Origin of the sequence: Brucella sp. NBRC 14130 (assembly GCF_040371715.1) — a bacterium.
GTDB classification, from domain to species: Bacteria; Pseudomonadota; Alphaproteobacteria; order Rhizobiales; family Rhizobiaceae; genus Brucella; species Brucella intermedia.
The window spans coordinates 255,596-277,493 of the sequence record NZ_BAABTE010000001.1 but is presented as its reverse complement, the minus strand read 5'-3'; the positions used below and the strand labels follow the sequence as shown (position 1 = coordinate 277,493).

The following is a 21,898-nucleotide window of genomic DNA, read 5'->3' as shown; positions in this document are numbered from 1 at the left end:
GTGTTCACTGAGGTGAATTAGCAATATCGAACTGAGGGTTTCGTAAAAAGTGGATGCTCATGCTCGATCGATATGACGTACTCCTCCAGAAATTGAGCGCCCCATTGTGGCTCCGGCAGTACCGGCTCGGTTCATACCTGAAAGAAACCTTTCTGATCGGTCAGCCTGCCGAATACTATGGTTGCCCGCCCGCTCTCATTCCCATCACCTCGAATGGTAGCTTACCGGAATATGAAGGGATCTGGATGCGCTGGTTCTGTGACGAGCCGGACGATATCCGACGCTATGTCTGCGCAGGCCCGGAGGACCAATTCCTGCTGGAGGAGATCGCTCTTGATGATGAGCAATTTGCGAACTGGCTATTGGTCCGGGCGCTCGTTTACACGGATGGGGACGATGAGACGGGAGAAATAGCGTCATTTCGTAAGGCGGCCGGGATTTCGGGTCGTCAATTTGCTGAAATAGACGCACATACCCTCGAATTCGGTGACGATCCGGAAAAGCTGGACAAGCTCGCCGCGTATACTGGACGCGTGCCCATTGGCATCGGCGAACGACGGGCTGCGCCGTCGGCGATCAGCCTGTCCGGTTTATCTGACGAGAATACAAATGATGTCGCCTATTTCGAGCTCAGTGAGCACGGGCGCTCGTGGCTGAGAAATGGGGCATCTCAACTGCCGCCTTGGCTTGTCGCGAATGCGCCGCTGAACCAGGTTTTCGGAGAGTACCTTAAAAGCGGTCGTCTAAAGGAAGCCTGGTTGACCCTCAACAGTACAGGTTGGTCGATCAGAGAGGCCCGCAGCGCCGCTCTTGCCCTTGCCAGGGCCGTAGACGAGCCGCTGTTCACATTCCATATGCGGGCTTGGGTTGCGTTCACGCTCGATGAAGAAGAATTCATTCCGGACGATGAACTGAGTACCCGCGAATATGAAAACTACGATTATTGAGATGATCGGCTGGAAGATGCGTCCCTTAAAATGCGCGTCTCCCCCAAGGCTCAAAACGGCAGGCCAGCACGGATGAGCAAAGCGGAAGCCACGATTTTCATTTTCGCCATCGTCTTGCTTATCGGTGTCGGCTGGCTGACGATATTTCTCTACATCAAGAGCCGCCTGTCGGCGGTGAGGCACAGCAGGATCGAGACCGCAGGAGAGGTCGCGAATATTCCGTTGGTCGCCGCATTTTCGGGCTGGCGAAGCGTACCCTGGATTTGCTGGTCATCGAGCGACCTGAAGCCAACGCTTATTTTGCACGCCGACCATATCGAGTGCCGTGTAATCAGGCGGCGCAGGAAACCCTATGACGTGGTTTCCCGTGTAGACTACCGACAAACTGTCGGGACGGCCAACATCGTGCTGGAGTTTTCGGATTCTCTGTCGAGCTTCGTCGGCAACACGGGCAACAGGGATATCTCACGCGACGCGATCAAACGGCTTGCAGAGAAGGGGTGCCCCCTGTCGGCTAGGGCGAGCGACCTGCTTGATCGCTGAAATTTTGTCCGGTCGTGGGAAAGACGTTCCTCACGTGTAGTGATCCGCCATGAAATCCCGTGCAAGACTTTCTTGGTCCCCGATTCTGGCGGGAGCGATGAGGATGCCGACGCCATCCACCAAGGGCGCGACCCAGGCGAACATGCCGCGCGGCCTTCTCCGCAACCTTCGTTCGTCGCCCGCGAGGAGACCCACAAGGAAATCAGCTTCATCTGGGGCGGGTTTGGTGCCCCTCTCCATCACCAGCATTGGCTGGTGTCCGAAGTCCCATCGCCCGTAGGCAAAATATGCCTCTCTCATCGCAACTTCATGATCCGCCGAGACAAGCCAAAGCCGCTCTTTGAGCAGCAGCTTGCGCATACGGCCTAATAAATCGGGTCGACTACCAGTCTCCAGCAATTGGTGGCCGGCCGAGCGGAATGGCTCGGCGTCCGAGGAAAGAAAACTCAGGCGACCGAATCGTAACAGGCACCGTGTGCAGGCGTCGAGTTCATGATCTGTCGGGCTGCCGCAAAATGGATTGATGAGCTCCTCGCCGACGAATGTCTCCCATCGCCAACCAAGAGCGCCGGCCGCCTCCGGCCAATCCCGTAGAGAAGCGGCAAGGAGTGGATCCTCTTCCAAAAGGCATAGCGCCGTAACCCTTACGGAGCCGTCGGACATCTCGTTCATGTCCCTTGCGTACTACGCACTGCTCGCCGGTCCAAGAAATGGCGAAATGAGAAATACTGCGGATCGGCTGAGATGACTTCAGTTTAGCGCTTCCCGGAGATGCTTATGATTTCGAGCAGGAAACTGGGGATCCTCGCGATGAGAGTTTATCGTCTGCTGACCGGCGTTGATGACGCTGCCTTCTGTCACCGCATTACTGAGGCCCTCAACCAGGGCTGGAGCCTGCACGGGAGCCCGGTCCTGACCTACGACAGCGTGCGTCAGGCCGTGATTTGCGGGCAGGCGATTACGAAGGATGTTCCCGACGCCAATTATGAGTCCTCCATGGATCTTTCCCAACAATAGAAGGGCGGCGGAATGACCTCATTCATCACATTGCCGGGTATCGGCGGTTCCGGTGAAACCCACTGGCAAACGCATTGGGAAGCGTCAGATCCTCGCTTTACCCGGTTCCATCCTTCCGACTGGGAGAAGCCTGGACTTGCAGACTGGCAAGACGCGCTGGAACGGCAAATCGACAATTCGCCATCGCCGCCTGTTCTTGTCGCGCATAGTCTGGCCGGCCTGCTCGTCGCGCACGCGGCAGAGATGATCGCGGGGCGGGTTATGGGGGCTTTTCTGGTCGCAGTCCCTGATCCTGCTTCCGCTGCATTCCCGGCAGCAGCGGCCAGCTTCGCAAATCCGCCACGTCATCGTCTGCCGTTCCCGGCCCTCATCGTCGCAAGCGCCAACGATCCCTATGCCGCCCCTGGCTATGTAAAAGAACGCGCCGAGGAATGGGACGCCGGTTTCGTCGAGATCGGCCCGTGCGGTCATATCAACGGCGCAAGCGGCCTCGGTATCTGGGACCAGGGGCGGATGCTCTTCGGTGCATTCTGCGCTGGCCTGAGGTCCTGACATGGATTCCTTTTCCGCCGTTGCCGCCTTTTCGATCGCCGCCGCTCTTTTGACAATTACGCCTGGGCTGGACACGGCCATGGTCTTGCGCACTGCCACCGTTGAGGGCGGCAAGCAGGCCATGCAGGCTGGCGCCGGGGTCGTAACAGGTGTTCTGGCGTGGGGACTGTTGGCTTCGGCGGGTCTCGGAGCCGTTCTCACCGTATCGGAAGTCGGCTACCGGCTTCTTCAATATCTCGGCGCTGGCTACATCATCTGGCTGGGCGCGCGGATGATCCGGAGCGCAATCCGCAGAACCGTCGAGGAGGGAGGGGCGCTTTACAGCGTGCCGGCAGGCAAATCGGTCAATAAAAGTGCCAACTGGTTCTGGCGCGGTCTGATGACCAATCTTCTCAATCCGAAAGTCGGCGTGTTTTACGTCAGCTTCCTGCCGCAGTTCATTCCACAGGATGTCCCGGTTGTCATGTTCAGCATGGCCCTGGCGGTTATTCATGCGCTTATGGGGCTCATCTGGTTCGCGGCCATCACGGCGGCGACGCGGCCATTCACGCGCGTTTTCCATAGTTCACTATTCGCGCGTGGCGTCGATGGAGTGACTGGCTCGGTCCTGATCGCCTTCGGTGTCCGGCTGGCTTTCGAAGAGCGGGGTTGATCAGGTATGGATATGAATACCACGGCCCTTTTGGTCGCCGCCGGTCTTGTGGGCGGAGCCTGCAATGCAGTCGCCGGGGGCGGCACTTTCTTTACTTTTCCGGCGCTCCTTGCGGCTGGCGTTCCTCCGGTCGTCGCCAATGCCACAAGTGCGATTTCGATCTGGCCTGGACATGCGACCAGCCTGTTCGGTTATCGGGAGGAATTGCGCCGGAATGCAGGGCGATTGAAATCCAGCGCGCCTGCTTTCGTTCTCGGTTCCCTTATCGGCGCGGTACTTCTTTCGATCACTGGGAATGCAATATTCCGCCAGCTTATACCATGGCTTTTGCTTGTCGCGACGATCCTGTTCGCACTCGGCCCTAGGCTACGCTCCTGGATAAGAAGGGACCGCCCCGGAATGCTGCCGAGGCCAGTCATCTTTGCGACAGATCTGCTCGTCGCAATCTATGGCGGATATTTCGGTGCGGGCCTCGGTATCCTGCTCATGGCTGTTCTGACGTTGATCGGGCTTAGCGACGTGAACGAGGCCAACGCGGTAAAAAATGCACTGGCAACAATCGTCTCGAGTCTCGCGGTCGCGGTTTTCATTGCCACAGGGATCATAGCCTGGGGGCCTGCATTCGCGGTTCTGGTAGGCGCTATTGCGGGCGGCTATCTCGGTGCGCGCTTCGCTCGCTGGATCAATCCTACCATCCTGCGCGGCATTGTCATTGCCGTCGGGTTTGGCCTGACCTGGTTCTATTTCTGAGATGCGGCGGTCAGAGGAACAGAGTGGGGAGCGGCGCGTCTACGGTCTGATACTGGTTGGCGCAGGAACCGTGCTCTGGAGCCTTGCTGGCCTGTTCGTACGCGCAATTGATCTTGGGCTTTGGGATATGATCCTGTGGCGTTCTCTCTTCGCCTGCCTTTGCCTTGTTGCCATCGCCATCGCAAGGTCGGCGGAAGCGGTGCGTTTCGACTGGCGCTTCTGCCTGGCCGCCTACTTCTCCGCCACCGCAATGTTCTGCTATGTCGCCGCACTCACGATGACGACGGTCGCAAACGTTTTGATCATCTACGCGACACTTCCCTTCGTGACAGCCGCATTGGCCTTCGCGGTCGGTCGGGAAGCGGCCTCGCGACGCCTGTTGATGGCGAGCACGGTATCTATGATCGGGATCGTGTTCGTTGCAGGCACGGCACTGGCGGCGAGCGATATCAAGGGTAACTTGCTGGCCTTCGCAATGACGCTGAGCTTTGGCGCGCTTCTCATCGTCACACGCCGTAATCGAGCCCTGAATCTCATTCACGTGAATGCCGCGGGGGCAGCGTTGTGTGCGATCGCGGCATTCCCATTCTCATCCGGCCAGCTTCCGGGGGGCGGTGCGCTCGGATTGATATTCATGCTGGCCTTTCTCACGACCGCGCTCGCATTCCTGTTATTTCTTGCAGGTGGACGCCATGTCGCTTCGTCGGAGTCGGCTTTGATCGCACTTCTGGATGTGGTTCTCGGTCCGCTTTGGGTTTGGTTGGCCTTCGCCGAAGATCCGGGGAAATCGGCGATCGCAGGTGGTCTTATCGTAGTGGCAGCAGTGGTCTGGTATTTCTGGCCGTCCCTGCTCCGGTCTCGATCCTGAAGCGATCGACTATGCGCCTAATCGCGGGAAGCGCCTGCTCAAGATCTTCAGAGGATGGCGCACCGATACAAAGACGGATTCCGGAGCTAATGCCGTTTGCGGAGGTTGAAGACGGCGGCGTAACCAGAATGCCTAAGGCCTTCGCCGCAGTCTCGAGTGCCCCGGCATGGGAATGGCCTAGCGGAACCCACAGATGATAACCGACATGGACAGGTTGGCGTACAGCTTGCCCCAACAAGTCCGTTGCCATCGCACGGCGGCGAATGGCTTCTTCCTGTATAGCCGTGCTGATGGCATCGGCCGTTCCATCGAGAAGCCATTGTTCCATGACTGAGCAACTCAGCGGACTGATCATCAGCCCGCTGGCATGCATCGCGGTTTCCGCGCGATCCAGCCATACCGGCGGAACCACGAGACCGCCAATCCGCAAAGCCGGGTTGAGGGTCTTCGAAAGGCTGTTGATATAAAAGACATGCTCAGGCGCAAGGCTCGCGATCGGCGGATAGTCAGGGTCGGGCGCAAGGGCATAAACGTCGTCCTCGATCACGATGATGCCGAACTTGCGGCAGATTTGCGCGATCGCGCTCCTTCTCGCTTTGGTCATCGAACTCGTGGTCGGGTTCTGCATCGTCGGCGTGAGATAGACTGCCGCGTTGCCGCGACTTGGCGCGAGTTCCCGTTCAAGCTGATCCGGCAGCATGCCTTCGTCATCCATAGCAATTGAAGTGAGCTTGACGCCAAGATGGCGCGCAACGTTGATCACACCGGGATAGGTCTGATCCTCCACATAGAGCGTACCGCCGGGACCACAGAGCGTGGAGAGGCTGACGGACAGCGCGTGCTGCGCACCATTGGTCAGAAGCAGGCAGGCAGGGTCGGCGTCCAGACCGAGACGGCGAAACCAGCGCGCCATTTCTTGGCGGAACCTCTGATGCCCGGTTACGGGCGGATAGGTATTGAAAACATCCGCGTCGATACGCCTGGCGATCGCGTTGAGAGATCGGGACAGAAGCCTCTCGCTGATGACGGCGGGCGGCGCGTTGCGCGAAAGATCGATGACGTCGCCTCTGCGGGCTTCGGTAACGGCCACGAACGTGCCCCGTCCCTTGACCGAGCGCAGCAGGCCACGCCGCTCCAAGATTCCGTAGGCCTTCGTCACCGTGCCAAGGCCGATGCCGAGACGCCAGGCAAGATCGCGGTGGGCCGGAAGCCTGTCTCCAACCTCCAATCGCCCGGCTGCGATGTCCTCCGACACGGCGGCGACGAGCCGATCGCATGGAGAGTCCATGTCACCAGTAAGGCGAGGTTGCCAGGGTGATTGTAGACGCATGTGAGTAGCCCGATAGTGTCATGTTACGCTTTTGCATTTTACGGGAAGTGTAACATCAAATAGTATTGGCTATCACGAAAAATCTTTTGCTCCGAGAAGAACGACATGGAGAATGCATCGAAACCCGGCCCTTTTGGCAAGGGTGTCCGCCTATGCGGGACATTGTTGGCGAACCGAGTTCTGAAAGTTGTCGATGAGGCTTTGGGTAAGAGGGCCAACGCTCCATTGGGCTCCAATCGCTGGCCCCTTGAGTTCGACGACGGGCTGGATCTCGATCGAAGTGCCGACAACGAAGACTTCATCTGCCGCGCACAACTCCTCCAGCGAGACTTTTCGCTCCTCGAGTTCCAGGCCAGCCTTCTGCGCGAGAGCGAAGACATGGCGTTTGGTGATGCTGTCGAGAAAACAGTCTGCTACCGGGGACACGAGCTTGCGACCCTCGACCAGTATGATGTTCGTCGCGGTCGTTTCGGCAACATCTCCGTCGACGTCGAGCAGCAGGGCATCGTCGAAACCCTCGTCATTTGCGGCATGCCGCGCGAGCGTGCCGATCATGTAGAGGCCGGAACATTTGGAGGCCGTCGGCGCCGTATCGGCACGCGGACGCCTCCAGGAGGAGAGCTGAAGGCGAATACCCGTCGTGCTCCTTCCCTCGGCGGCCGGCGTCGGCCAATCCCAGGCGGCAATCGCAACGTGGATAGTGGCGTTGCGGGCGGCCACCGTCACGCTCTCGCTGCCGCGCCAGGCGATGGGACGGATATAGGCATCCTTCAATTCGTTCGCCCAGAGAACGGCTTCACATGCTTTGACGAGCTCAAGGCTAGAATAGGGAAGCGTGTACCCGACGATCTCGGCAGAACGCTGGAAGCGGGAGAAATGCGCGTTGGACAGGAATATACCTCCGTCATAGGCCCGAATTCCTTCGAATACGGCCCCGCCGGCATGCAGCGAATGGGTCATGACATGGAGCCGGGCTTCGTTCCAGGGAACGAGTGCTCCATCGAGCCAGATCAGGCCATCGCGATCATCGAAAGCAAGCACGTCACTCATAGCAATTTGGCCCCTTTGAAAGACACCCTATTGTCACCCAACATCCGTGCCTGGCGAGTGAGCAATCCTCAGAGAAAGCTGAGATTTCGTTGTTCGATGCCAAGTGCAGGAGGAGAACGGCGGCATCCGGCGAGGACGGAAAATACGAGAGCGAGCGCGCCATGACCGAAACGATGCGATTGTCCGTGCCGCTGAATGCCCTGCGCGCTTTCGAGGCCGCCGCACGCCACATGTCGATCAAGGATGCGGCCGAAGAAATCGGCGTGACGCCCTCCGCCGTCAGTCATCAACTCAGGATCCTCGAGGATCTGCTCGGGGTAGAGTTGATGCGCCGCGTCGGACCGCGCCTTGAACTGACGGAGACCGGACGACTGTTGTCTCCGGATCTCACCGTCGGCTTCACGCGGATCATTCAGGCTGTCGCGACAGTGAAGCAGGAACGGAAGCTTGGTCCCTTGCGCCTGTCCATGCTGCCGACATTCGCGGTTCATTGGCTGTCGCCACGGATGGCGTCCTATCCATTTGCGAGGTCCGGCTTCGAACTTTTGATCTCTACGACCCAAACCGCCGTCGATCTTGGCGCCGGCGTTGCAGATGCTGCTGTGCGTCATGGTTCTGGGCAATGGCCTGGTGTTCTCTCCGAGCGCCTGTTCGACGAAAATGTAACGTTGCTCGGCCGTCCGGATGACTGGCAAACGAATGACGAAATCGATATTCGCCAAGCCATCTCGCAAACCAACCTGTTTCTGTCCCAGCATCGGCGCGAGGACTTCCAGCGTTGGAACGAAACGCTGCCGGGCGGTCCGACCCGCCCTGCGGCAGTCACAATCGTCGACTCTTCGGGCCTTGGCCTCAAGGCCGCGATCGACGGCGCAGGAATTACCTTTGCGGGCATCGAAATTGCCGCATGCGACATAGCCGCCGAAAGGCTCGGCCCGATCATGCCGCACCAAGTGCCGGCAAACGCAGGCTATTACCTCTGCTATCCGCCGGCCCTTGAGCGCGACCGCCGCATCAGGAATGTCAGGACCTGGATGCTGGCAGAGGCCGCAAAGACATGCCGACCAGCGGAGCGAGAGAAACGATAATGGCACCGGAGGAACCCGCCAACGCCACGCATCTTCCTGATTTTCCGATCTACTTGTCCTATTGGCGGGCGGCGCTGCTTCTTTTCTTTACGCTGCCGTTTCTGTTGGGTGCGATCAGCATGTCCATCGCCTCTTTCAAAGCCAATTCACTTTCAGAGTTTGCAACGGCGGCCATCCCCACAGCTTTTTTTATAGCAGTGACGCTGGTGCTCCTGCTTGGGGTGTTCAGGTGCCGCCGGAGCCGTGGCCCGATGTATGTTTTTAAGGCCAACGGCCTCATCGTCGGGCGGTATTTTGGCGGCAAGCCCTTACCTTGGAAAGACGTCGATATCTCAACACCAACGCTGCTGTGGTCAGGACCTCTCCTCGTCAATGTGGACTATCGGAAGGCTGAGTTCCGGTCTCATCCAAACCGCCAGCCAATCACTTCCTTCTGTAAAGACAGACATAAAACCACCCGGCGTATTGTCATGCCGAACATTGCTACACTTGGGGGCAGAAATCTGGAACGCACCCTGATCGAGTACATCCGGGCCAGCGGCTGCTATGAAACCGAATAGCTCCCTATCTGAACATTTGTCCGCTGCACTGGTACGCCTTCTCGCGGTCAGCGCGGGTGCGACCGTCGCCAACAGTTACTATAATCAGGCATTTCTCGGTCATCTGACGGCAGATTTTGGGCTGGCCGCGGGTACCGCTGCCATCGTGCCGGTTCTCACCCAGGCAGGTAATGCCTTCGGCGTGTTGCTTCTCGCCCCACTCGGAGACCGGCTGGAGCGCAAATCTCTCATTCTCCGTACTTTCGTTGCGTTGGTGATGGCGTTGATTGGTGCGGCCTTGTCTCCAAGTTTTGTGTGGCTGGCGGTCGCCAGTCTCGCTGTCGGATTATTCACCACCGTCACGCAGCAGATTGTTCCACTCGCTGTGCATCTTGCCCCACCTTCCGAGCGTGGACGCATTCTTGGCAAAGTGACGGGCGGCATATTGATCGGCATCCTGCTTGCCCGCACGGTGAGTGGCACAATCTCGGACCTTTGGGGTTGGCCTTTCGTGTTCTGGTTCTCGGCGGCAATGATGACGGTAATTGAGGTGGCACTTGCGCTCTGGCTGCCTCGTGTGCCGCCAACAACTGACTTGAGCTATCTGCGGCTGCTTGGTTCCTTATGGACGCTTCTCCGAACGCATGGTGTTCTCCGGCAAGCAGTCGCAGTGCAATTCCTGATTTTCGCAGCCTTTATCGGCTTCTGGTCGAATCTCGCGCTGTTACTATCCGAACCGCCTTATCAGCTTGGTGGCACGGCGGTTGGCCTTCTGGCGCTTGTCGGAGTCTGCGGAGCGCTTGCCGCGCCAGTTGCCGGGGGCTTTACGGATCGACGCGGACCCGCCGTCGTCGTGTCAGTTGGCGCTGGCCTCGTCACGCTCGCTTTCATCGTCTTCGGGCTTTGGCAAGGTTCCCTCATCAGCTTGGTAACCGGTATCCTAGTTATGGACCTTGCCGTACAGTCCTCGCAGGTTGCGAACCAGGCGCGTGTCTATGCACTCGACCCGACCGCCCGCAGCCGGCTTAACACGGTGTTCATGGCGACCATGCTCGCTGGGGGGGCGGTCGGCGCCGGCGTTGGAGGCGCTGCGTATGCCGCCTGGGGTTGGACCGGCACATGTGTTTTCGGCGCAAGTTCGGCCGCCATGGCGTTCTATCTGTCGCGAAGATCATGACCCTTCAGCAGGGGTGAAAACGAACGGCCCCGATGAGGTGGATGCTCGCAAACCTGGTGACTAGGAGATTGAGGATGCTCTGCCTCACCAAGAGCCGCCATCGCCCAACCACAACACGTAGCTTTTCCAGGATGCTGCTTTGGCAAAGCGCTCATAGGTCCGAAGCGCAGCTGCATTGTCCTCTGGCACAAGCCATCTCAGATGAACCCAACCGCGCGCTCTGCCGATCAATGCTACCGCCTGGACCATTTCTTGCGCCAGACGCTGGCCGCGAGCGCCAGCAGCCACGTAGAGGTCGTCGAGCTGTCCGGCGCGTCCGTTTGAAATTGCTTCCGGCAGATCGAAGAAAACGGCGAATGCCGACAGTTTGCCGTCCAGGAAACCGCCTATCACCTCGGCCGTCTGGCTCGACAGCAAGGCGGTGGCAGCGTCCTGACGGAGGTTCTCTGTCTCTGAGGCGGGGTACATCTCTGCGCGATAAGCGTTAAGGAGCGGCGCCAGATGCGCCGTGTCTTGGCTGGAAAGCTGGCGAATGACCAGACGTCCTGCCGTTGCGCCTTGCGAGTCCGCCACCGGTCTGTCTTCAGCCTTTTTCAAACGGTTATTGTCTCAGCGTCCAAAATAACCGGCAATGCTTGCTTTCGCGAGCACGTGGCTATTGATCATGTAACTGGCCATTGCGCCAGAAGAGGTAACCGCCAATGGCAGTGTGCTGACATCAAGCGCATACACCGTAACCACGTAACGATGCGGCTGGGCACCAACTGGTGGGCATGGGCCACGATACCCGGAGATGCCAAAGTCGGTGTTTGTCGAGAGCGCTTCTCTGGGTTGGGATCGCTCCGGCAAGCTGGTGACATCCGCGGGGATGTTTACGAGAATCCAGTGCCACCAACCGCTTTCTGTAGGCGCGTCCGGATCAAACATTGTGACAGCGAAGCTCTTCGTTTCTGGAGGAGCGTCACGCCATTGCAAAGCAGGAGAAATATTCTGCCCTTCGCAACCCAAACTGTTAAGCGCATGGCGCAGAGGTATTATTCCTCCATTCTCGAAGGACGAACTCGTCATTTCCATTGCGAGCGCTGATGTCGGCAACAAAGCGGCCGCAATGAGAAGTGTCTGCATCCAACTCGCAGGTATGGCGAAAAGTGCACTTCTCTTGTTCTGACTCCGCTTCATTCCTCCCCCTCCCAATATCCGACAGCAGCATTTTTCTTCACGGTTAGTTCCAGGCTTCGGGCTGCTTTTTCACCACCCGGCGCGGATCCCGCGAAAACCGCCACCTTGCCACTATCGGGATATTCCAGGACGTCGGGCTCATTCATTGTGCTGACCGCTAGGTAGCGCAGCGGTTTGGAGCCTCCTGCCCGCAGTTGATGAGCTGTTTCAACGCCACCGGCGGGGCAAACGACGACATCACCAGCGCTTACGTCGTGTTCTTCCTCGCCATATCGCAGCACGCCGGCCCCGGCCAGAATGACAAAGAGCTCGTCATTCGCGTGGTGACAATGAAAGGGCCAAGCCTTTTTGCCCGGGGGAATTTCAACGTAGCGAGCGCCAAGTCGCTTAGCGCCAAACGGTGCCGCGACGGCAGCCATGTGCGCTTCATAAGCTCCACCATGCGATTGTGTCTTAAGCGGCAGTTCTCGGAGACTAACGATTGGATACATCGACTTTCCCTGGCTGATTTCAAGCTTTTCAGCAAAAGAACCTGCAATCGAGAACGAAAACAAATGAGTGCTTCTCACGCCATATGGAGGGATGCTCATTCGACAATCTCCATCCGGGCGAAGAAAAAACAGATACCTGAAAGCAACAATCGAGGGGCGCGAGCGTGATCAACCCCGGACATGAGACAGAAATCGCCAGCGTCCGGGAGGTGGCAGGCCAGGCCTCGCCTCTGCGCCTGGAAACGGACGATGGTCGGCTTCTCGGCGGGTTTTTATGGCGACACAGCGATGTTGCGGCCGCGCGGCCGATCGTGATCATCAGCGCCGCGACGTCTGTAAAGTGCCGCTACTACTCGCGCTTCGCCGACTACCTGTTTCTCAACGGATTCGATGTGCTCACCTTCGATTACCGGGGGATCGGCGAATCCCGGCCGAAATCCCTGCGTGGATTCCGTGCCGACTGGGTGGATTGGGGCGCGCACGATCTGGAGGCAGCGCTCGCATACGCTGAACGCACTTTTCCGGGGCGCGAAATCCATGTCGTCGGCCATTCGATCGGCGGCTTTGCCATCGGGCTTGCGCCCTCGAGCCGGCGGATAGGACGCATTCTTACCGTCGGATCCCAATTCGCCTATTGGCGGGATTACGGCGAGGCCGAACGCCGGCGCATGTATATCAAGTGGCACATCGTCATGCCGCTGCTGACCCGGATGTTCGGCTACTTTCCGGCCGAACGGCTTGGCTGGATGGAGGACACGCCCGCAGGCGTGGTCCGGGACTGGAGCCGGATGAAGGCCCGGTTCGAGCACGCCGTGCGGCAGGATCTTTTCGTCGGTGGGGAGCGGGAATCTGTCATCCTGCAAAGACGCTTCGCCAGGGTGACGGCACCCATACTCGCGATTGGCCTTGAAGACGATCCGCACGGCACCCCGGCAGCCCTCGACCGGCTGCTCGCCTATTTCACGTCCAGCCACCGACATCATTGGCGCATTGCCCCAGCCGACATCGGCGTATCATCCATCGGACACTTCGCCTTTTTCCATGACCGGTTCAGGGACAGCCTGTGGCCACTCGCGCTTGGCTGGCTGCGCGCGGGCGAGATCCCGGCCGACGCGCCCGGCCTTCTGCTCGATGAAGCAACTCCAGGGACAACGACATGACGATAACGATCAAGGCCGCAAGCCACGCAGACAGAAGCGACTGGGAAAAACTCTGGGCAGAAAACCGCGTGCATTTCGGCGCCGGGGACATGAAGGAAGCGGTCATCGCCGGGCTGTGGCAGCGCGTTCTCGATCCCTCCTCACCGATGAATGCCTGGCTCGCGTTTCGGGCCGGGGAACCGGTCGGGTTGGCGCACACAATTCTCCATCCCCACACATTCTCGCTATGCCTCGTCTGTTATCTCGAAGACCTTTGGGTTTCTCCCCTGCACAGGGGCCGGGGCATTGCAACGAGGCTCATCGAACATCTGGAGGTTCTGGGCAGGCAGGAGGGCTGGCGGCGTCTCTACTGGGAAACGGCCGAGGACAACGCGGCCGCCCGGCACTTGTATGACCGCGTGGCGACGCTGAGGCCGATGGCGACCTACCAGATCGAGCTGGCTAGCTGAGGGTTGCCAATGGCGAGAACCACCCATGACCCATGCAGCCGCCATCTTTGATCTGAGCCTTGCGCTGGAGGCGTATGGCGCCGGTCGCCTCGGCGAGGCCGAAAGCATCTGCCGCACTATCTGTGCGCAAGACCCGTCGCCAGTCGACGCGATGCACCTTCTCGGCCCGATCGAAATGGCGCAAGGCAGGCCTGCGGCAGCAATCAAAACGCTGACAGCGGTGACCAAATTTCAACCCGACGACGCAACGGCCCGGAACAATCTCGGCATTGCGCTGCGGAAGCACGGCAGATTGCCGGAAGCGATCGCCGCGTTCGAGAACGCCGTCGCCTGCCGCCCGACTTATCCGAACGCTCTTTACAACCTGGCTGTCGCATTGACCGATACGGGCAACAGAGGCTCGGCAATCGAACCCTTGCGCCGGTGCCTGTCACACGCGCCCGGCCATGCCGGCGCCCGCTTCCTGCTCGGGGATCTGCTGGTCGATGCCGGCGATCATGAAGAGGCCACCGCCCATCTGGAGAGATATCTGGGCGAAAATCCGGACGACGTTGATGGCGCCCGGATGCGTCTGGCTCAGATGAACAGGGGGCCGGTCCCCTCAAGAGCTTCCGCGGCGCAGCTCGACCAACTCTATTCATCCAGGGCGCGCGATTGGGATCGGGCGGACGGTTATCTGGCGCATCGCCATGTCGGCGACGCCCTCGCCCGGCTGTTGCCCCGACACGGCAACCGGATCCTCGACATGGGATGCGGAACCGGACTGGTCGGTGGCCTGCTGCGAGATCGGGCCGCGCATCTGGCGGGCATTGATCTGTCCGGGGCGATGCTGTCAGTCGCGAGACAAAAATCGCTTTACGACACGCTTGTCCGTGACGATCTGGCGTCGTTTCTCTCCGCCACCTCGCTTCGGTTTAATGCGGTCGCGGCTGCGGCCGTCCTGATCCATTTCGGAGACCTGGCCACAATCCTCCCGAGCGTCGCCAATATCATGGATCCCGGAGGCCTGTTTGCCTTCACAGTCTATCCAAATGACAAAGGAGACCGTCTCGACTTTGGTCCCTGCATCAACCCGGAACTCGCCAGGTCGGGCTGTTTTTCCCACGGCTCCGCCTATATTGAGGCGATTGCCGAGCGCTCAGGCTTCAAGCTTCTTGAACAAGGCGAGGTTGTGCACGAATTCAGCGAAGGGCATATCGAAATGGGGCTGCTGACCGTTTTACAGTGTCGCTGATCGCACAACCTGACCACCAGAGGCAATTTTGCGTGACGATAGCCGTCGATCCAAGCTCAAGCCCCCCAATTCGTTGGGTCGGCGGGGTAGCGGTCACCGGATGTACTTGGGCTGGATGAGAGCAGGAATATAAGATCGGAAACGTCGTCGTTTCTGACCCAGTGCGGTTGCCCGGCCGGTATATGCATTCCTTGGCCCGGACCAATGAGAGTGACGCCGATGGGGGTGAGGATCGTCATTTGCCCATCCAGCACATAAAAGAATTGATGCGCCTCACGATGTACATGGGGCTCTTCAGCCGTCGCCGGCGGCATTGTTTCCTGCCTCACCTGAAGGTGCTCGAGGTCGAGCAGGCGCCAGCCCGAACAGCCGTTTCCCCAACGATAGAAATTCTCGCTTGAAGGTTCGACGGGTCTCATTGCGACGGCTCCGAAACATCCGCGCCATAAAACGCCTCGCCATAAACTTGCAGTCCATTCTCGAACCGCATGAGTTCGCATGCTCGAAGAGTCTTTCCACCGGCATGCGACACGTAGTGGACCAGAACGGTTTGCGCGTTCTCGTCACAGGCGATGGATTCAAGTCTAAATTCCAGGTCGGGAACGGCGGCGAGGGCTTTCGTCCAGTAGTCATAAAGCGCATCTCGGCCTCGCACCGTTGCGTCTCCGGTCACGATTGCCGCCCTCGGGCTAACGAATACAACCGACTTGGAAAATGGTGTGATCACCGCATCGACGTCGTGGCGGTTCCATGCTTCGATCCATGTAGTTGCATGATTTTCGAGATCTTTGCGTGAAAGAAAATTCATAGCCAAAACAATCCTGCTGTCAGTGCCGCGAGCGCGGACATGCTGCGATTTATGAGAAGAAGTTTCGATGGATCTTGAAGCACTTGTCGCAGTCCAGCCCCGAAGGCCGCCCACACCGCCAAGCATGGAATGCCGACAACGGTGAAAATCGCTGAGGCAAAGACAAGCTGGATCAGATAGCCGTTATCTGGAGAAATAAAGGCCGCGATGACGGTTACCGCAATCAGCCAGGCCTTGGGGTTTACGAACTGGAATGCGGCAGCCTGGAAAAAAGAAACCGGCTTTGCCAAAGAGGCATCGGGCATCTCGGCGGCACGCCAGAGTTTGTAAGCAAGCCAGAGCAGGTAAGCCGTGCCAATAATTTTCAAAAAAATCTGGATACGGGGCTCAAGTGCAAAGACAGCCCCAAGGCCAGCTCCGACCGACATCAATTGAACGGCAACACCAAAAGGAATTCCGAGAATATGTGGCCATGTTCGTGCCATGCCAAAGACAAGGCCTGATGTGGTGAGCATCAGGTTGTTCGGCCCCGGCGTGATCGTCATCACGAAAGCATAAAGTGCGAGGCCGGTAAGTGTTGCGGTTTCCATCCAGAGATCCGTTTGCAGGCCATCTCGATACTGAAAAATGGCCATACATACCTGTCATTGAATGGAGAGAGACGCTGCTGAGAATTCATCATGCAAAGATGAGCCTTTCTCTCTCGCTTACCGGCCAACCAAATGCACGATGTCGGGAACACAATGAATTTCCAGCGCTTTCAAGGATCAGATGGACCCATGCCATTGGCTATAGCTGCACGATTGGACGATCACCTTTCCAAGACAATAGACCGGTTAAGGCAAGATCTCCTCGTTCGGGCTCCGAACGCAGAAAAGCAGCTGGACTATCCACCACACATCACCTTGGCAGTGATAGAGGACGGTGAACGCGTTGATCCCATGATTCAGCAACTCGCCGCAGCTTGCCAAAATACTGGCCAGCTCAAAATAAAAATGAGTCACTTTGGAATATTTTCAGGGATCCCATCCTATGTTTTTCTGGCACCTGTCGTAACTCAATCGCTCCTTGCACTTCATGAGAATATCGCGGAAGCCGTTCGAGGGCAGCAAATACACGAACATCATTTGGTTGGTAGTTGGGTACCTCATGTCACGGTCGCAACGCTCAAAGGAAAGCCGGAGATGGCTTTGGAAGCGGCGATGCGCAATTTCGACCATCACGACGGTCATATTACGGCGATCGAGCTTGTGCAGTTTCCGCCAGTCGAAATTCTGGCAGGTTTCCCTCTCCAGTAGAACTTTCAACGACGATGGTGGACGGAAAGAACCTGAGTTTTTCTCAGCATCCTGTCAGGGCTTTTCACTCCAGTATGTCGTCACCTCCCGGTAGTTTTGGCATCAAGGGTCATTGCTCCGGAGGTGTCATGAAAAGGGTTATTGGCAGTGCCGTAGACGCAAGCGTTGAGCAGCGGGTTCGTGACAGCTTTCGTCGCCAGGGGCTGATGAGCCATTTGGGCGCGACACTGTCCGAAATTCGCCAGGGACTGGTATCTGTCCAGATGCCTTTCCGGCCTGAGCTTTCGCAGCAGCACGGTTATTTCCATGCAGGAGGAACTTCCGCAATCGCGGATTCTGCCGGCGGCTATGCCGCTTTTACGCTTTTCCCAGAGTTCAGCTCGGTTCTCACCGTGGAATTCAAGATCAATCTGCTGAACCCGGCTCTAGGCGATAAACTCGAAGCGCTAGGCAAAGTGATCAAGGCCGGAAAGACGCTCACAATCTGTCAACTGGAAGTGTTTGCCGACTCTGCTGATGGCCGAACGCTCGTAGCAATTGGTCAGCAAACGCTCATTTGCATGATGGGCCGCCGGGATTCGCTGTCGCACGCTAACCCCAAATAGCTGGTTGCATTGTGTGTAGACGCAGGGCCTGAAAGGAGCGAGTTGTGTGTGAAGTACCCCTTTGTCCCTCCTTGACACAGATGCCGAATGCCATCGCGCTACGTCACCTACGATACTTTGTTGCCGCAACGGAGGAAGGGAGCTTCCGCAAAGCGGCGCTATCCTTATCGGTGCAGGAGTCTTCCGTCAGTAGACGAATTCGTAATCTCGAGGATCAAATCGGCGCTTCGCTCTTTCACCGCCACTGCTCCGGCGTAGCTCTTACCGTAGCTGGTGAACGCTTTCTTCCTGCCGCCCGTAAGGCTCTCAGAACCTTGACGGAGGGAACTAGAGACATCCAAGTCATCGCGCGAGGCGACCTGGGATCGGTAAGGATCGGCATATTTTCTTCGCTGGCATCGGGATTTCTTGCAGACTTGTTCCAAGCATATGGAACCAATCACGTTCAGGTTCGGATGGACTTCATTGATGGCAGCCCCGCGGATCACTTATCAGCTATCCGCCGCCTTGAAATTGACGTGGCCTTTTTAACTGGAACTTCCAAACGTCCGGATTACGACTCCGCAGAGTTGTGGTCGGAGAAGGTGTTTGTCGCTTTGCCCGAGCATCATCACTTGACTGCCAAAACCGAAGTAAAATGGACTGATCTGGCTGATTCAACGTTTATTGTCAGTGACGCGCCGCCAGGCCAGGAAATTCACGATTTTCTCGTGATGCGATTGGCCGAACTAGGACATCATCCGCAAATCGAGCCCCAATGTGTAGGGCGGGATAATCTATTACCTTTGGTGGCATTCGGCCGCGGACTCACGGTTACAAGCGAATCCACGACAGCTGCCTGCTTTCCTGGCGTTGCCTATCGCCCTATTGAAGGAGAACGTCTGCCATTTTGTGCGGTGTGGTCCCCTCGGAACGACAATCCAGCTTTTCGCAGGTTGTTGAGCTTGGCCAAGCATCTATCGAAATCAAGAATCTCTAGGCAGACGACCGTTGGCGCTTGGCCTTCGCAAAACCTCGGTCTGTCGCAATGAACCGCTCCAGCATGGGCACGATCAAGCGGACGGGATCGGCGGGCGCGTGCCCTCCCTCCCTGCCGAGAATTTCGGCATAGGCGGCGAGGTCGCGATGGAGACTCGCAGGCAGTTCCACCGTGACTTTGACCGGCTTGTCATCTGCGATCGGACCAAGTTTCAACTTCGCCATGTCAGCCTCCATAGGGTTCGAGCACGAGATCGTGGGTGACGATGACGCGAACGGGGAAACCCGGTCGGATCGTCAACGTCGGCGCGATGTTGAGCTGGCGGCTAACGATCTGCTGGCCGGTCTGACTGATACTATCGCCAGCGCCCTGGCGCAGGGCACGGACGATTTCGCTTTCCTCGTCCGACGAACCGGCTTGCGAACCGATGCTGAGCAGCGTCGAGAGCGCGGCGGCCTTGAACAGTTCTCCCCAGTGATAATCGACGCCATCCTCCAGGCCGGCATAGCCTTGCGTATCCGCGCCCGGCTGGCGTTCCAGCACGATCGAACGGCCGTTCGGGAAAATCAGCCGGTTCCAGACGAGCAGGATACGGCGCTGACCGAAACCGACGCCGTTGTCATACTGTCCGATGACGCGCGTGCCCTGCGGGATGAGAAGGATGCGCCCAGTCGGGCTGTCATAGATGTTCTCCGTCACCTGCGCCGTGATCTGGCCGGGCAGGTCGGAACGAATGCCGGTGATGAGCGCGGCGGAAATAACCGCGCCGGCCTGAAGGATGTTTGCCGATGCCGGAGCGGCAACGCGATCGGTCGAGACGGTGCGTTTGTCGGGTGCCTGGTTGAGGAAGGCGAGCTGCCGATCCTGCGCTGAAGGCGTCGCTGGCTGCGGCGCGAGGCCGAGACCGGTCAGATCCGGCAAGGGCGTCGTTGTGGTTGTTGTCGTGGTGGCGGGCGACGCCACGTTGCGCGTCTCGGTCGAAGTGAAGAGACGCGCGGTCCTCGCGGCCTCCAACTCCTGCAATCGGCGCTGTTCCTCGGCGCTGAGGCCGGGCTGCACGGCGGGGGTGCCGATCCGTGACGGCGTCACAGGCTGGCCGCGGTTCTGCGCATCGAGGATCGGGCGGCCGAGATCGCCTGGCAGCGGTGGGCCGAGGACCGGACCGGTATAGTCCTTCGGAAGCGTGTTTAGGCCATCGGGTGTCGTCCGGTTGTCGGTCGAATACAGCTCCTCGTTCGACCGGCCGCCGTGCTGGGTCTGGAGCGCATAGATCAGCGCGCCGCCGATACCGACGCCGGCGATCAGGCCGAGGCCGGTCAGCACCTTGCGCGAGAGCCGGGTGATGCGTGGCGGCTCGGGACGCAGCCGCATCGGCGCGGCCGGTTCTCCGGTCAGCGGCCGGGCATCATCGTCGGACTTCGGCTGGGGTTCCAGCCCGGACTTGCGGCCTTCCTCCTTATCGGGATCGATCTCGTTCATGACGCAGGCCTCCCGTCAGTCCGGGAGATGCGCACGCGCTTCTGGTTCTTGGCTGCGCCGAAGCGTAGCTCGGCGGCGGCGAACAGCCGGTCGATGACCATGTAGTTGCCGCGCACCCGGTAGTTCACCAGCTCGGACGTGTCGCCTTCGGGGCCGACGACGAAGAGCGGCGGCATCTCTCCCTGGCCGATGCCGCGCGGGAATTCGATGAAGACCTGTTTGCCGTCGTCGAAGGCGCGTAGCGGCCGCCAAGGCGCACGATCGCCTGTTACCTCGTATCGGAAATTGACGCGGGACAGATCGACGCCACTGGCAACCGGCTGTGCGGCCTGCGCCTCTGTATTCTGGCGACGCAGAGCGATGAGCTGGTTCTGCGGATACTGCCAGGAGACCGAGGCCATGTAGGTCTTCTCGGTCGAGCGCAGCTCCATATGGTAGGTGCGCATATTGGTGTTGATGACCAGGTTGGTCATCAGCTCCGTGCGCGTGGGCTTCACCAGGATGTGGATCTGCTTGGTCGCGCCTGTGCCGCTCTCGGTGTCACCGATGATCCAGCGCACTGTATCGCCGGCGGCGACCGGGCCGGAGCCAACGAGGGTCTCGCCGGGCTGTAGCGCGATGTCGGTGATCTGCCCGACGGCGGTGTAGACCTGATAGAGCGCGCCTTGGGTGAAGGGATAGACCTGCATGGAATTGATGAAGCCGTCACGGACGGGCTGGATGCGGGCGGCGGCGTTTGCCTGATTGACGCGGGCGGCGGGATCAGTCGGCTCCGGCGTCCGACGGGAGGCTTCGACCGGCTTCATCTGGCCGGGAAGCGGCAGGGGCTTTGGCAGTTCGACCACCGTGACGGGTGCGGGCGGATCGACTACCTGCACGGCGGGCGCGGCATCGTCATAGGAGATTTCCGGGGGCTTCTGCATCGTTGCGCAGCCGGCAAGCGCCGAGGTGCAAACGAGGAGAGCTAAGAAAGCGGGTTTACGGAAAGCCGGCCTCCCGGCGGCGCGGAAGGTCGGTGTCATTGTCCAAGCTCCTTCGACCAGTTGATGGCGTTGACGTAGATTCCAAGCGGATTGGCCCGGAGTTTTTCGGGGTCGCGTGGTATCTGCACGGCGACGGTGAGGATGGCGGACCACCGTTCGGTGGAGGCGAGCGAGCCGTCCTGATAGCGGCGCTCGATCCAGGCGACGCGGAACGAGTCTGGTGAGGCCCGGATCACGCTGGAGACCTCGATGGCGATCTGCTGCTTGCCAACCTTGGTGAAGGGATCGTTGGCGCGGGCATAATCGTTGAGCGCGAGCGCCCCGGCCTGCGTGGTGAAGTCGTAGGCCCGAAGCCAGTTTTGCCGGACGATGATCGCGTCGGCCGGGATCGAGCGGACCTCTTCGATGAAGCGGGCGAGATGAAAGGCGATCTGCGGATCGGTCGGGCGATAGTCGGCGACGGCCGGTGCCACGGCTTGCGCTTGGCCGAGCTTGTCGACCTGAACCACCCAGGGAACGATCGAGCCGCTCATCGAATGCCAGACCAGTGCGGCCGACAATCCGGCTGAGAGCGCCAGTGATCCGAAGGCCATGAAGCGCCAGTTGCGGGCCTGCACGCGGGCGGAACCGATGCGGTCGTCCCAGACCTGGGCGGCGCGCTGGTAGGGCGTCTCGGGTTGTGGTGATTTACCGTAGTGAGTGGCGGGTCGTTTGAACATG

General features: G+C 59.1%; 29 protein-coding genes. 16 read left to right on the top strand and 13 right to left on the bottom strand.

The window, feature by feature from the left end; translation table 11 throughout:
• The first annotated feature begins 59 nt into the window (after nt 1-59).
• Both ABWW28_RS01320 and ABWW28_RS01315 read left to right on the top strand, forming a co-directional pair.
• Entirely contained in the window at nt 60-947 is an 888-nt protein-coding gene (locus tag ABWW28_RS01320) for a hypothetical protein (RefSeq protein ID WP_353389999.1), read from the top strand.
• Between the two features lie 72 nt (nt 948-1,019).
• Complete coding sequence (locus ABWW28_RS01315) at nt 1,020-1,490, top strand: hypothetical protein (RefSeq protein WP_353389997.1); 471 nt, start codon at nt 1,020-1,022, stop codon at nt 1,488-1,490.
• 30 nt (nt 1,491-1,520) lie between these two features.
• Here the strand turns inward: ABWW28_RS01315 and ABWW28_RS01310 are convergent, their stop codons facing one another.
• On the bottom strand, nt 1,521-2,162 hold the full coding sequence (locus ABWW28_RS01310; RefSeq protein ID WP_353389994.1) for a hypothetical protein: 642 nt from the start codon (nt 2,160-2,162) through the stop codon (nt 1,521-1,523).
• Nucleotides 2,163-2,300: 138 nt separating this feature from the next.
• Between ABWW28_RS01310 and ABWW28_RS01305 the strand changes: the two genes are divergently transcribed.
• Genes ABWW28_RS01305 through ABWW28_RS01285 form a run of 5 tightly spaced genes read left to right on the top strand, consistent with a single transcriptional unit; the run spans nt 2,301 to nt 5,329 of the window.
• Nucleotides 2,301-2,507, top strand: a complete 207-nt coding sequence (locus ABWW28_RS01305; protein ID WP_353389991.1) for a DUF1737 domain-containing protein — start codon at nt 2,301-2,303, stop codon at nt 2,505-2,507.
• 12 nt (nt 2,508-2,519) lie between these two features.
• Complete coding sequence (locus ABWW28_RS01300; protein ID WP_021238932.1) at nt 2,520-3,059, top strand: RBBP9/YdeN family alpha/beta hydrolase; 540 nt, start codon at nt 2,520-2,522, stop codon at nt 3,057-3,059.
• 1 nt (nt 3,060) lies between these two features.
• Nucleotides 3,061-3,711, top strand: coding sequence for a LysE family translocator (locus tag ABWW28_RS01295; RefSeq protein WP_353389987.1), 651 nt, complete (start codon nt 3,061-3,063; stop codon nt 3,709-3,711).
• Between the two features lie 12 nt (nt 3,712-3,723).
• Entirely contained in the window at nt 3,724-4,461 is a 738-nt protein-coding gene (locus ABWW28_RS01290; protein WP_353389986.1) for a sulfite exporter TauE/SafE family protein, read from the top strand.
• Nucleotide 4,462: 1 nt separating this feature from the next.
• Nucleotides 4,463-5,329, top strand: coding sequence for a DMT family transporter (locus ABWW28_RS01285; RefSeq protein ID WP_353389983.1), 867 nt, complete (start codon nt 4,463-4,465; stop codon nt 5,327-5,329).
• On the opposite strand, the gene ABWW28_RS01280 is transcribed toward ABWW28_RS01285, so the two are convergent.
• Both ABWW28_RS01280 and ABWW28_RS01275 read right to left on the bottom strand, forming a co-directional pair.
• Nucleotides 5,268-6,617 carry an aminotransferase-like domain-containing protein gene (locus ABWW28_RS01280; protein WP_353389980.1) on the bottom strand — a complete coding sequence of 450 codons (1,350 nt, stop codon included), beginning with the start codon at nt 6,615-6,617 and terminating at the stop codon, nt 5,268-5,270. The genes ABWW28_RS01285 and ABWW28_RS01280 overlap by 62 nt on opposite strands.
• Nucleotides 6,618-6,809: 192 nt before the next feature.
• Nucleotides 6,810-7,709 (bottom strand): branched-chain amino acid transaminase, encoded by a 900-nt coding sequence (locus tag ABWW28_RS01275; RefSeq protein WP_353389977.1) that lies wholly within the window; start codon nt 7,707-7,709, stop codon nt 6,810-6,812.
• Nucleotides 7,710-7,798: 89 nt separating this feature from the next.
• Between ABWW28_RS01275 and ABWW28_RS01270 the strand changes: the two genes are divergently transcribed.
• Genes ABWW28_RS01270 through ABWW28_RS01260 form a run of 3 tightly spaced genes read left to right on the top strand, consistent with a single transcriptional unit; the run spans nt 7,799 to nt 10,513 of the window.
• Entirely contained in the window at nt 7,799-8,797 is a 999-nt protein-coding gene (locus tag ABWW28_RS01270; protein WP_353389974.1) for a LysR substrate-binding domain-containing protein, read from the top strand.
• Nucleotides 8,797-9,357 carry a hypothetical protein gene (locus tag ABWW28_RS01265; RefSeq protein ID WP_353389971.1) on the top strand — a complete coding sequence of 187 codons (561 nt, stop codon included), beginning with the start codon at nt 8,797-8,799 and terminating at the stop codon, nt 9,355-9,357. The genes ABWW28_RS01270 and ABWW28_RS01265 overlap by 1 nt, the downstream gene beginning before the upstream one ends.
• Nucleotides 9,344-10,513: an MFS transporter gene (locus ABWW28_RS01260; protein WP_353389968.1), complete on the top strand. Its 1,170-nt coding sequence runs from the start codon at nt 9,344-9,346 to the stop codon at nt 10,511-10,513. Before ABWW28_RS01265 ends, ABWW28_RS01260 begins: the two co-directional genes overlap by 14 nt.
• Nucleotides 10,514-10,597: 84 nt before the next feature.
• Here ABWW28_RS01260 and ABWW28_RS01255 read toward each other — a convergent pair whose 3' ends face one another.
• Genes ABWW28_RS01255 through ABWW28_RS01245 form a run of 3 tightly spaced genes read right to left on the bottom strand, consistent with a single transcriptional unit; the run spans nt 10,598 to nt 12,282 of the window.
• Nucleotides 10,598-11,086 (bottom strand): GNAT family N-acetyltransferase, encoded by a 489-nt coding sequence (locus ABWW28_RS01255; protein WP_247870312.1) that lies wholly within the window; start codon nt 11,084-11,086, stop codon nt 10,598-10,600.
• Between the two features lie 36 nt (nt 11,087-11,122).
• A complete protein-coding gene (locus ABWW28_RS01250; protein WP_234187011.1) occupies nt 11,123-11,692 on the bottom strand; it encodes a YbhB/YbcL family Raf kinase inhibitor-like protein in 570 nt (189 codons plus the stop codon).
• Nucleotides 11,689-12,282, bottom strand: coding sequence for a cupin domain-containing protein (locus ABWW28_RS01245; protein WP_353389965.1), 594 nt, complete (start codon nt 12,280-12,282; stop codon nt 11,689-11,691). Before ABWW28_RS01245 ends, ABWW28_RS01250 begins: the two co-directional genes overlap by 4 nt.
• A gap of 65 nt (nt 12,283-12,347) precedes the next feature.
• Here ABWW28_RS01245 and ABWW28_RS01240 point away from each other — a divergent pair, with 65 nt between their 5' ends.
• From ABWW28_RS01240 to ABWW28_RS01230, 3 genes are read left to right on the top strand one after another with little or no spacing between them, the layout of a single operon-like run.
• Nucleotides 12,348-13,343, top strand: coding sequence for an alpha/beta hydrolase family protein (locus tag ABWW28_RS01240; RefSeq protein WP_353389962.1), 996 nt, complete (start codon nt 12,348-12,350; stop codon nt 13,341-13,343).
• Complete coding sequence (locus ABWW28_RS01235) at nt 13,340-13,792, top strand: GNAT family N-acetyltransferase (RefSeq protein ID WP_353389959.1); 453 nt, start codon at nt 13,340-13,342, stop codon at nt 13,790-13,792. Before ABWW28_RS01240 ends, ABWW28_RS01235 begins: the two co-directional genes overlap by 4 nt.
• 25 nt (nt 13,793-13,817) lie before the next feature.
• On the top strand, nt 13,818-15,026 hold the full coding sequence (locus tag ABWW28_RS01230) for a tetratricopeptide repeat protein (protein WP_353389956.1): 1,209 nt from the start codon (nt 13,818-13,820) through the stop codon (nt 15,024-15,026).
• A 56-nt stretch (nt 15,027-15,082) separates the two neighbouring features.
• Here ABWW28_RS01230 and ABWW28_RS01225 read toward each other — a convergent pair whose 3' ends face one another.
• Genes ABWW28_RS01225 through ABWW28_RS01215 form a run of 3 tightly spaced genes read right to left on the bottom strand, consistent with a single transcriptional unit; the run spans nt 15,083 to nt 16,469 of the window.
• Complete coding sequence (locus ABWW28_RS01225; RefSeq protein ID WP_200334636.1) at nt 15,083-15,445, bottom strand: cupin domain-containing protein; 363 nt, start codon at nt 15,443-15,445, stop codon at nt 15,083-15,085.
• The gene (locus ABWW28_RS01220) at nt 15,442-15,834 is read right to left on the bottom strand and encodes a nuclear transport factor 2 family protein (protein WP_200334634.1); all 393 of its coding nucleotides are present in this window, start codon (nt 15,832-15,834) and stop codon (nt 15,442-15,444) included. The genes ABWW28_RS01225 and ABWW28_RS01220 overlap by 4 nt, the downstream gene beginning before the upstream one ends.
• Entirely contained in the window at nt 15,831-16,469 is a 639-nt protein-coding gene (locus ABWW28_RS01215; RefSeq protein WP_353389953.1) for a LysE family translocator, read from the bottom strand. The genes ABWW28_RS01220 and ABWW28_RS01215 overlap by 4 nt, the downstream gene beginning before the upstream one ends.
• Before the next feature lie 108 nt (nt 16,470-16,577).
• On the opposite strand from ABWW28_RS01215, the gene ABWW28_RS01210 reads away from it, so the two are divergent.
• The 3 genes from ABWW28_RS01210 to ABWW28_RS01200 all read left to right on the top strand — a co-directional run bounded on the left by ABWW28_RS01210 (nt 16,578) and on the right by ABWW28_RS01200 (nt 18,768).
• On the top strand, nt 16,578-17,132 hold the full coding sequence (locus ABWW28_RS01210) for a 2'-5' RNA ligase family protein (protein WP_353389950.1): 555 nt from the start codon (nt 16,578-16,580) through the stop codon (nt 17,130-17,132).
• Nucleotides 17,133-17,260: 128 nt separating this feature from the next.
• Nucleotides 17,261-17,737 (top strand): PaaI family thioesterase, encoded by a 477-nt coding sequence (locus tag ABWW28_RS01205; protein WP_159599678.1) that lies wholly within the window; start codon nt 17,261-17,263, stop codon nt 17,735-17,737.
• A 44-nt stretch (nt 17,738-17,781) separates the two neighbouring features.
• A complete protein-coding gene (locus ABWW28_RS01200) occupies nt 17,782-18,768 on the top strand; it encodes a LysR family transcriptional regulator (RefSeq protein ID WP_353389946.1) in 987 nt (328 codons plus the stop codon).
• Here ABWW28_RS01200 and ABWW28_RS01195 read toward each other — a convergent pair.
• The 4 genes from ABWW28_RS01195 to trbF are packed head-to-tail and all read right to left on the bottom strand — an operon-like array spanning nt 18,713 to nt 21,897.
• Nucleotides 18,713-18,940, bottom strand: coding sequence for a DUF2274 domain-containing protein (locus tag ABWW28_RS01195; protein WP_292059632.1), 228 nt, complete (start codon nt 18,938-18,940; stop codon nt 18,713-18,715). The genes ABWW28_RS01200 and ABWW28_RS01195 overlap by 56 nt on opposite strands.
• 1 nt (nt 18,941) lies before the next feature.
• Entirely contained in the window at nt 18,942-20,195 is a 1,254-nt protein-coding gene (locus ABWW28_RS01190; RefSeq protein ID WP_353389942.1) for a TraB/TrbI/VirB10 family type IV secretion system protein, read from the bottom strand.
• Nucleotides 20,192-21,217 carry a P-type conjugative transfer protein TrbG gene (trbG, locus tag ABWW28_RS01185; RefSeq protein WP_353389939.1) on the bottom strand — a complete coding sequence of 342 codons (1,026 nt, stop codon included), beginning with the start codon at nt 21,215-21,217 and terminating at the stop codon, nt 20,192-20,194. Before trbG ends, ABWW28_RS01190 begins: the two co-directional genes overlap by 4 nt.
• Complete coding sequence (gene trbF, locus ABWW28_RS01180) at nt 21,214-21,897, bottom strand: conjugal transfer protein TrbF (protein WP_353389936.1); 684 nt, start codon at nt 21,895-21,897, stop codon at nt 21,214-21,216. Before trbF ends, trbG begins: the two co-directional genes overlap by 4 nt.
• Nucleotide 21,898 lies beyond the last annotated feature (1 nt).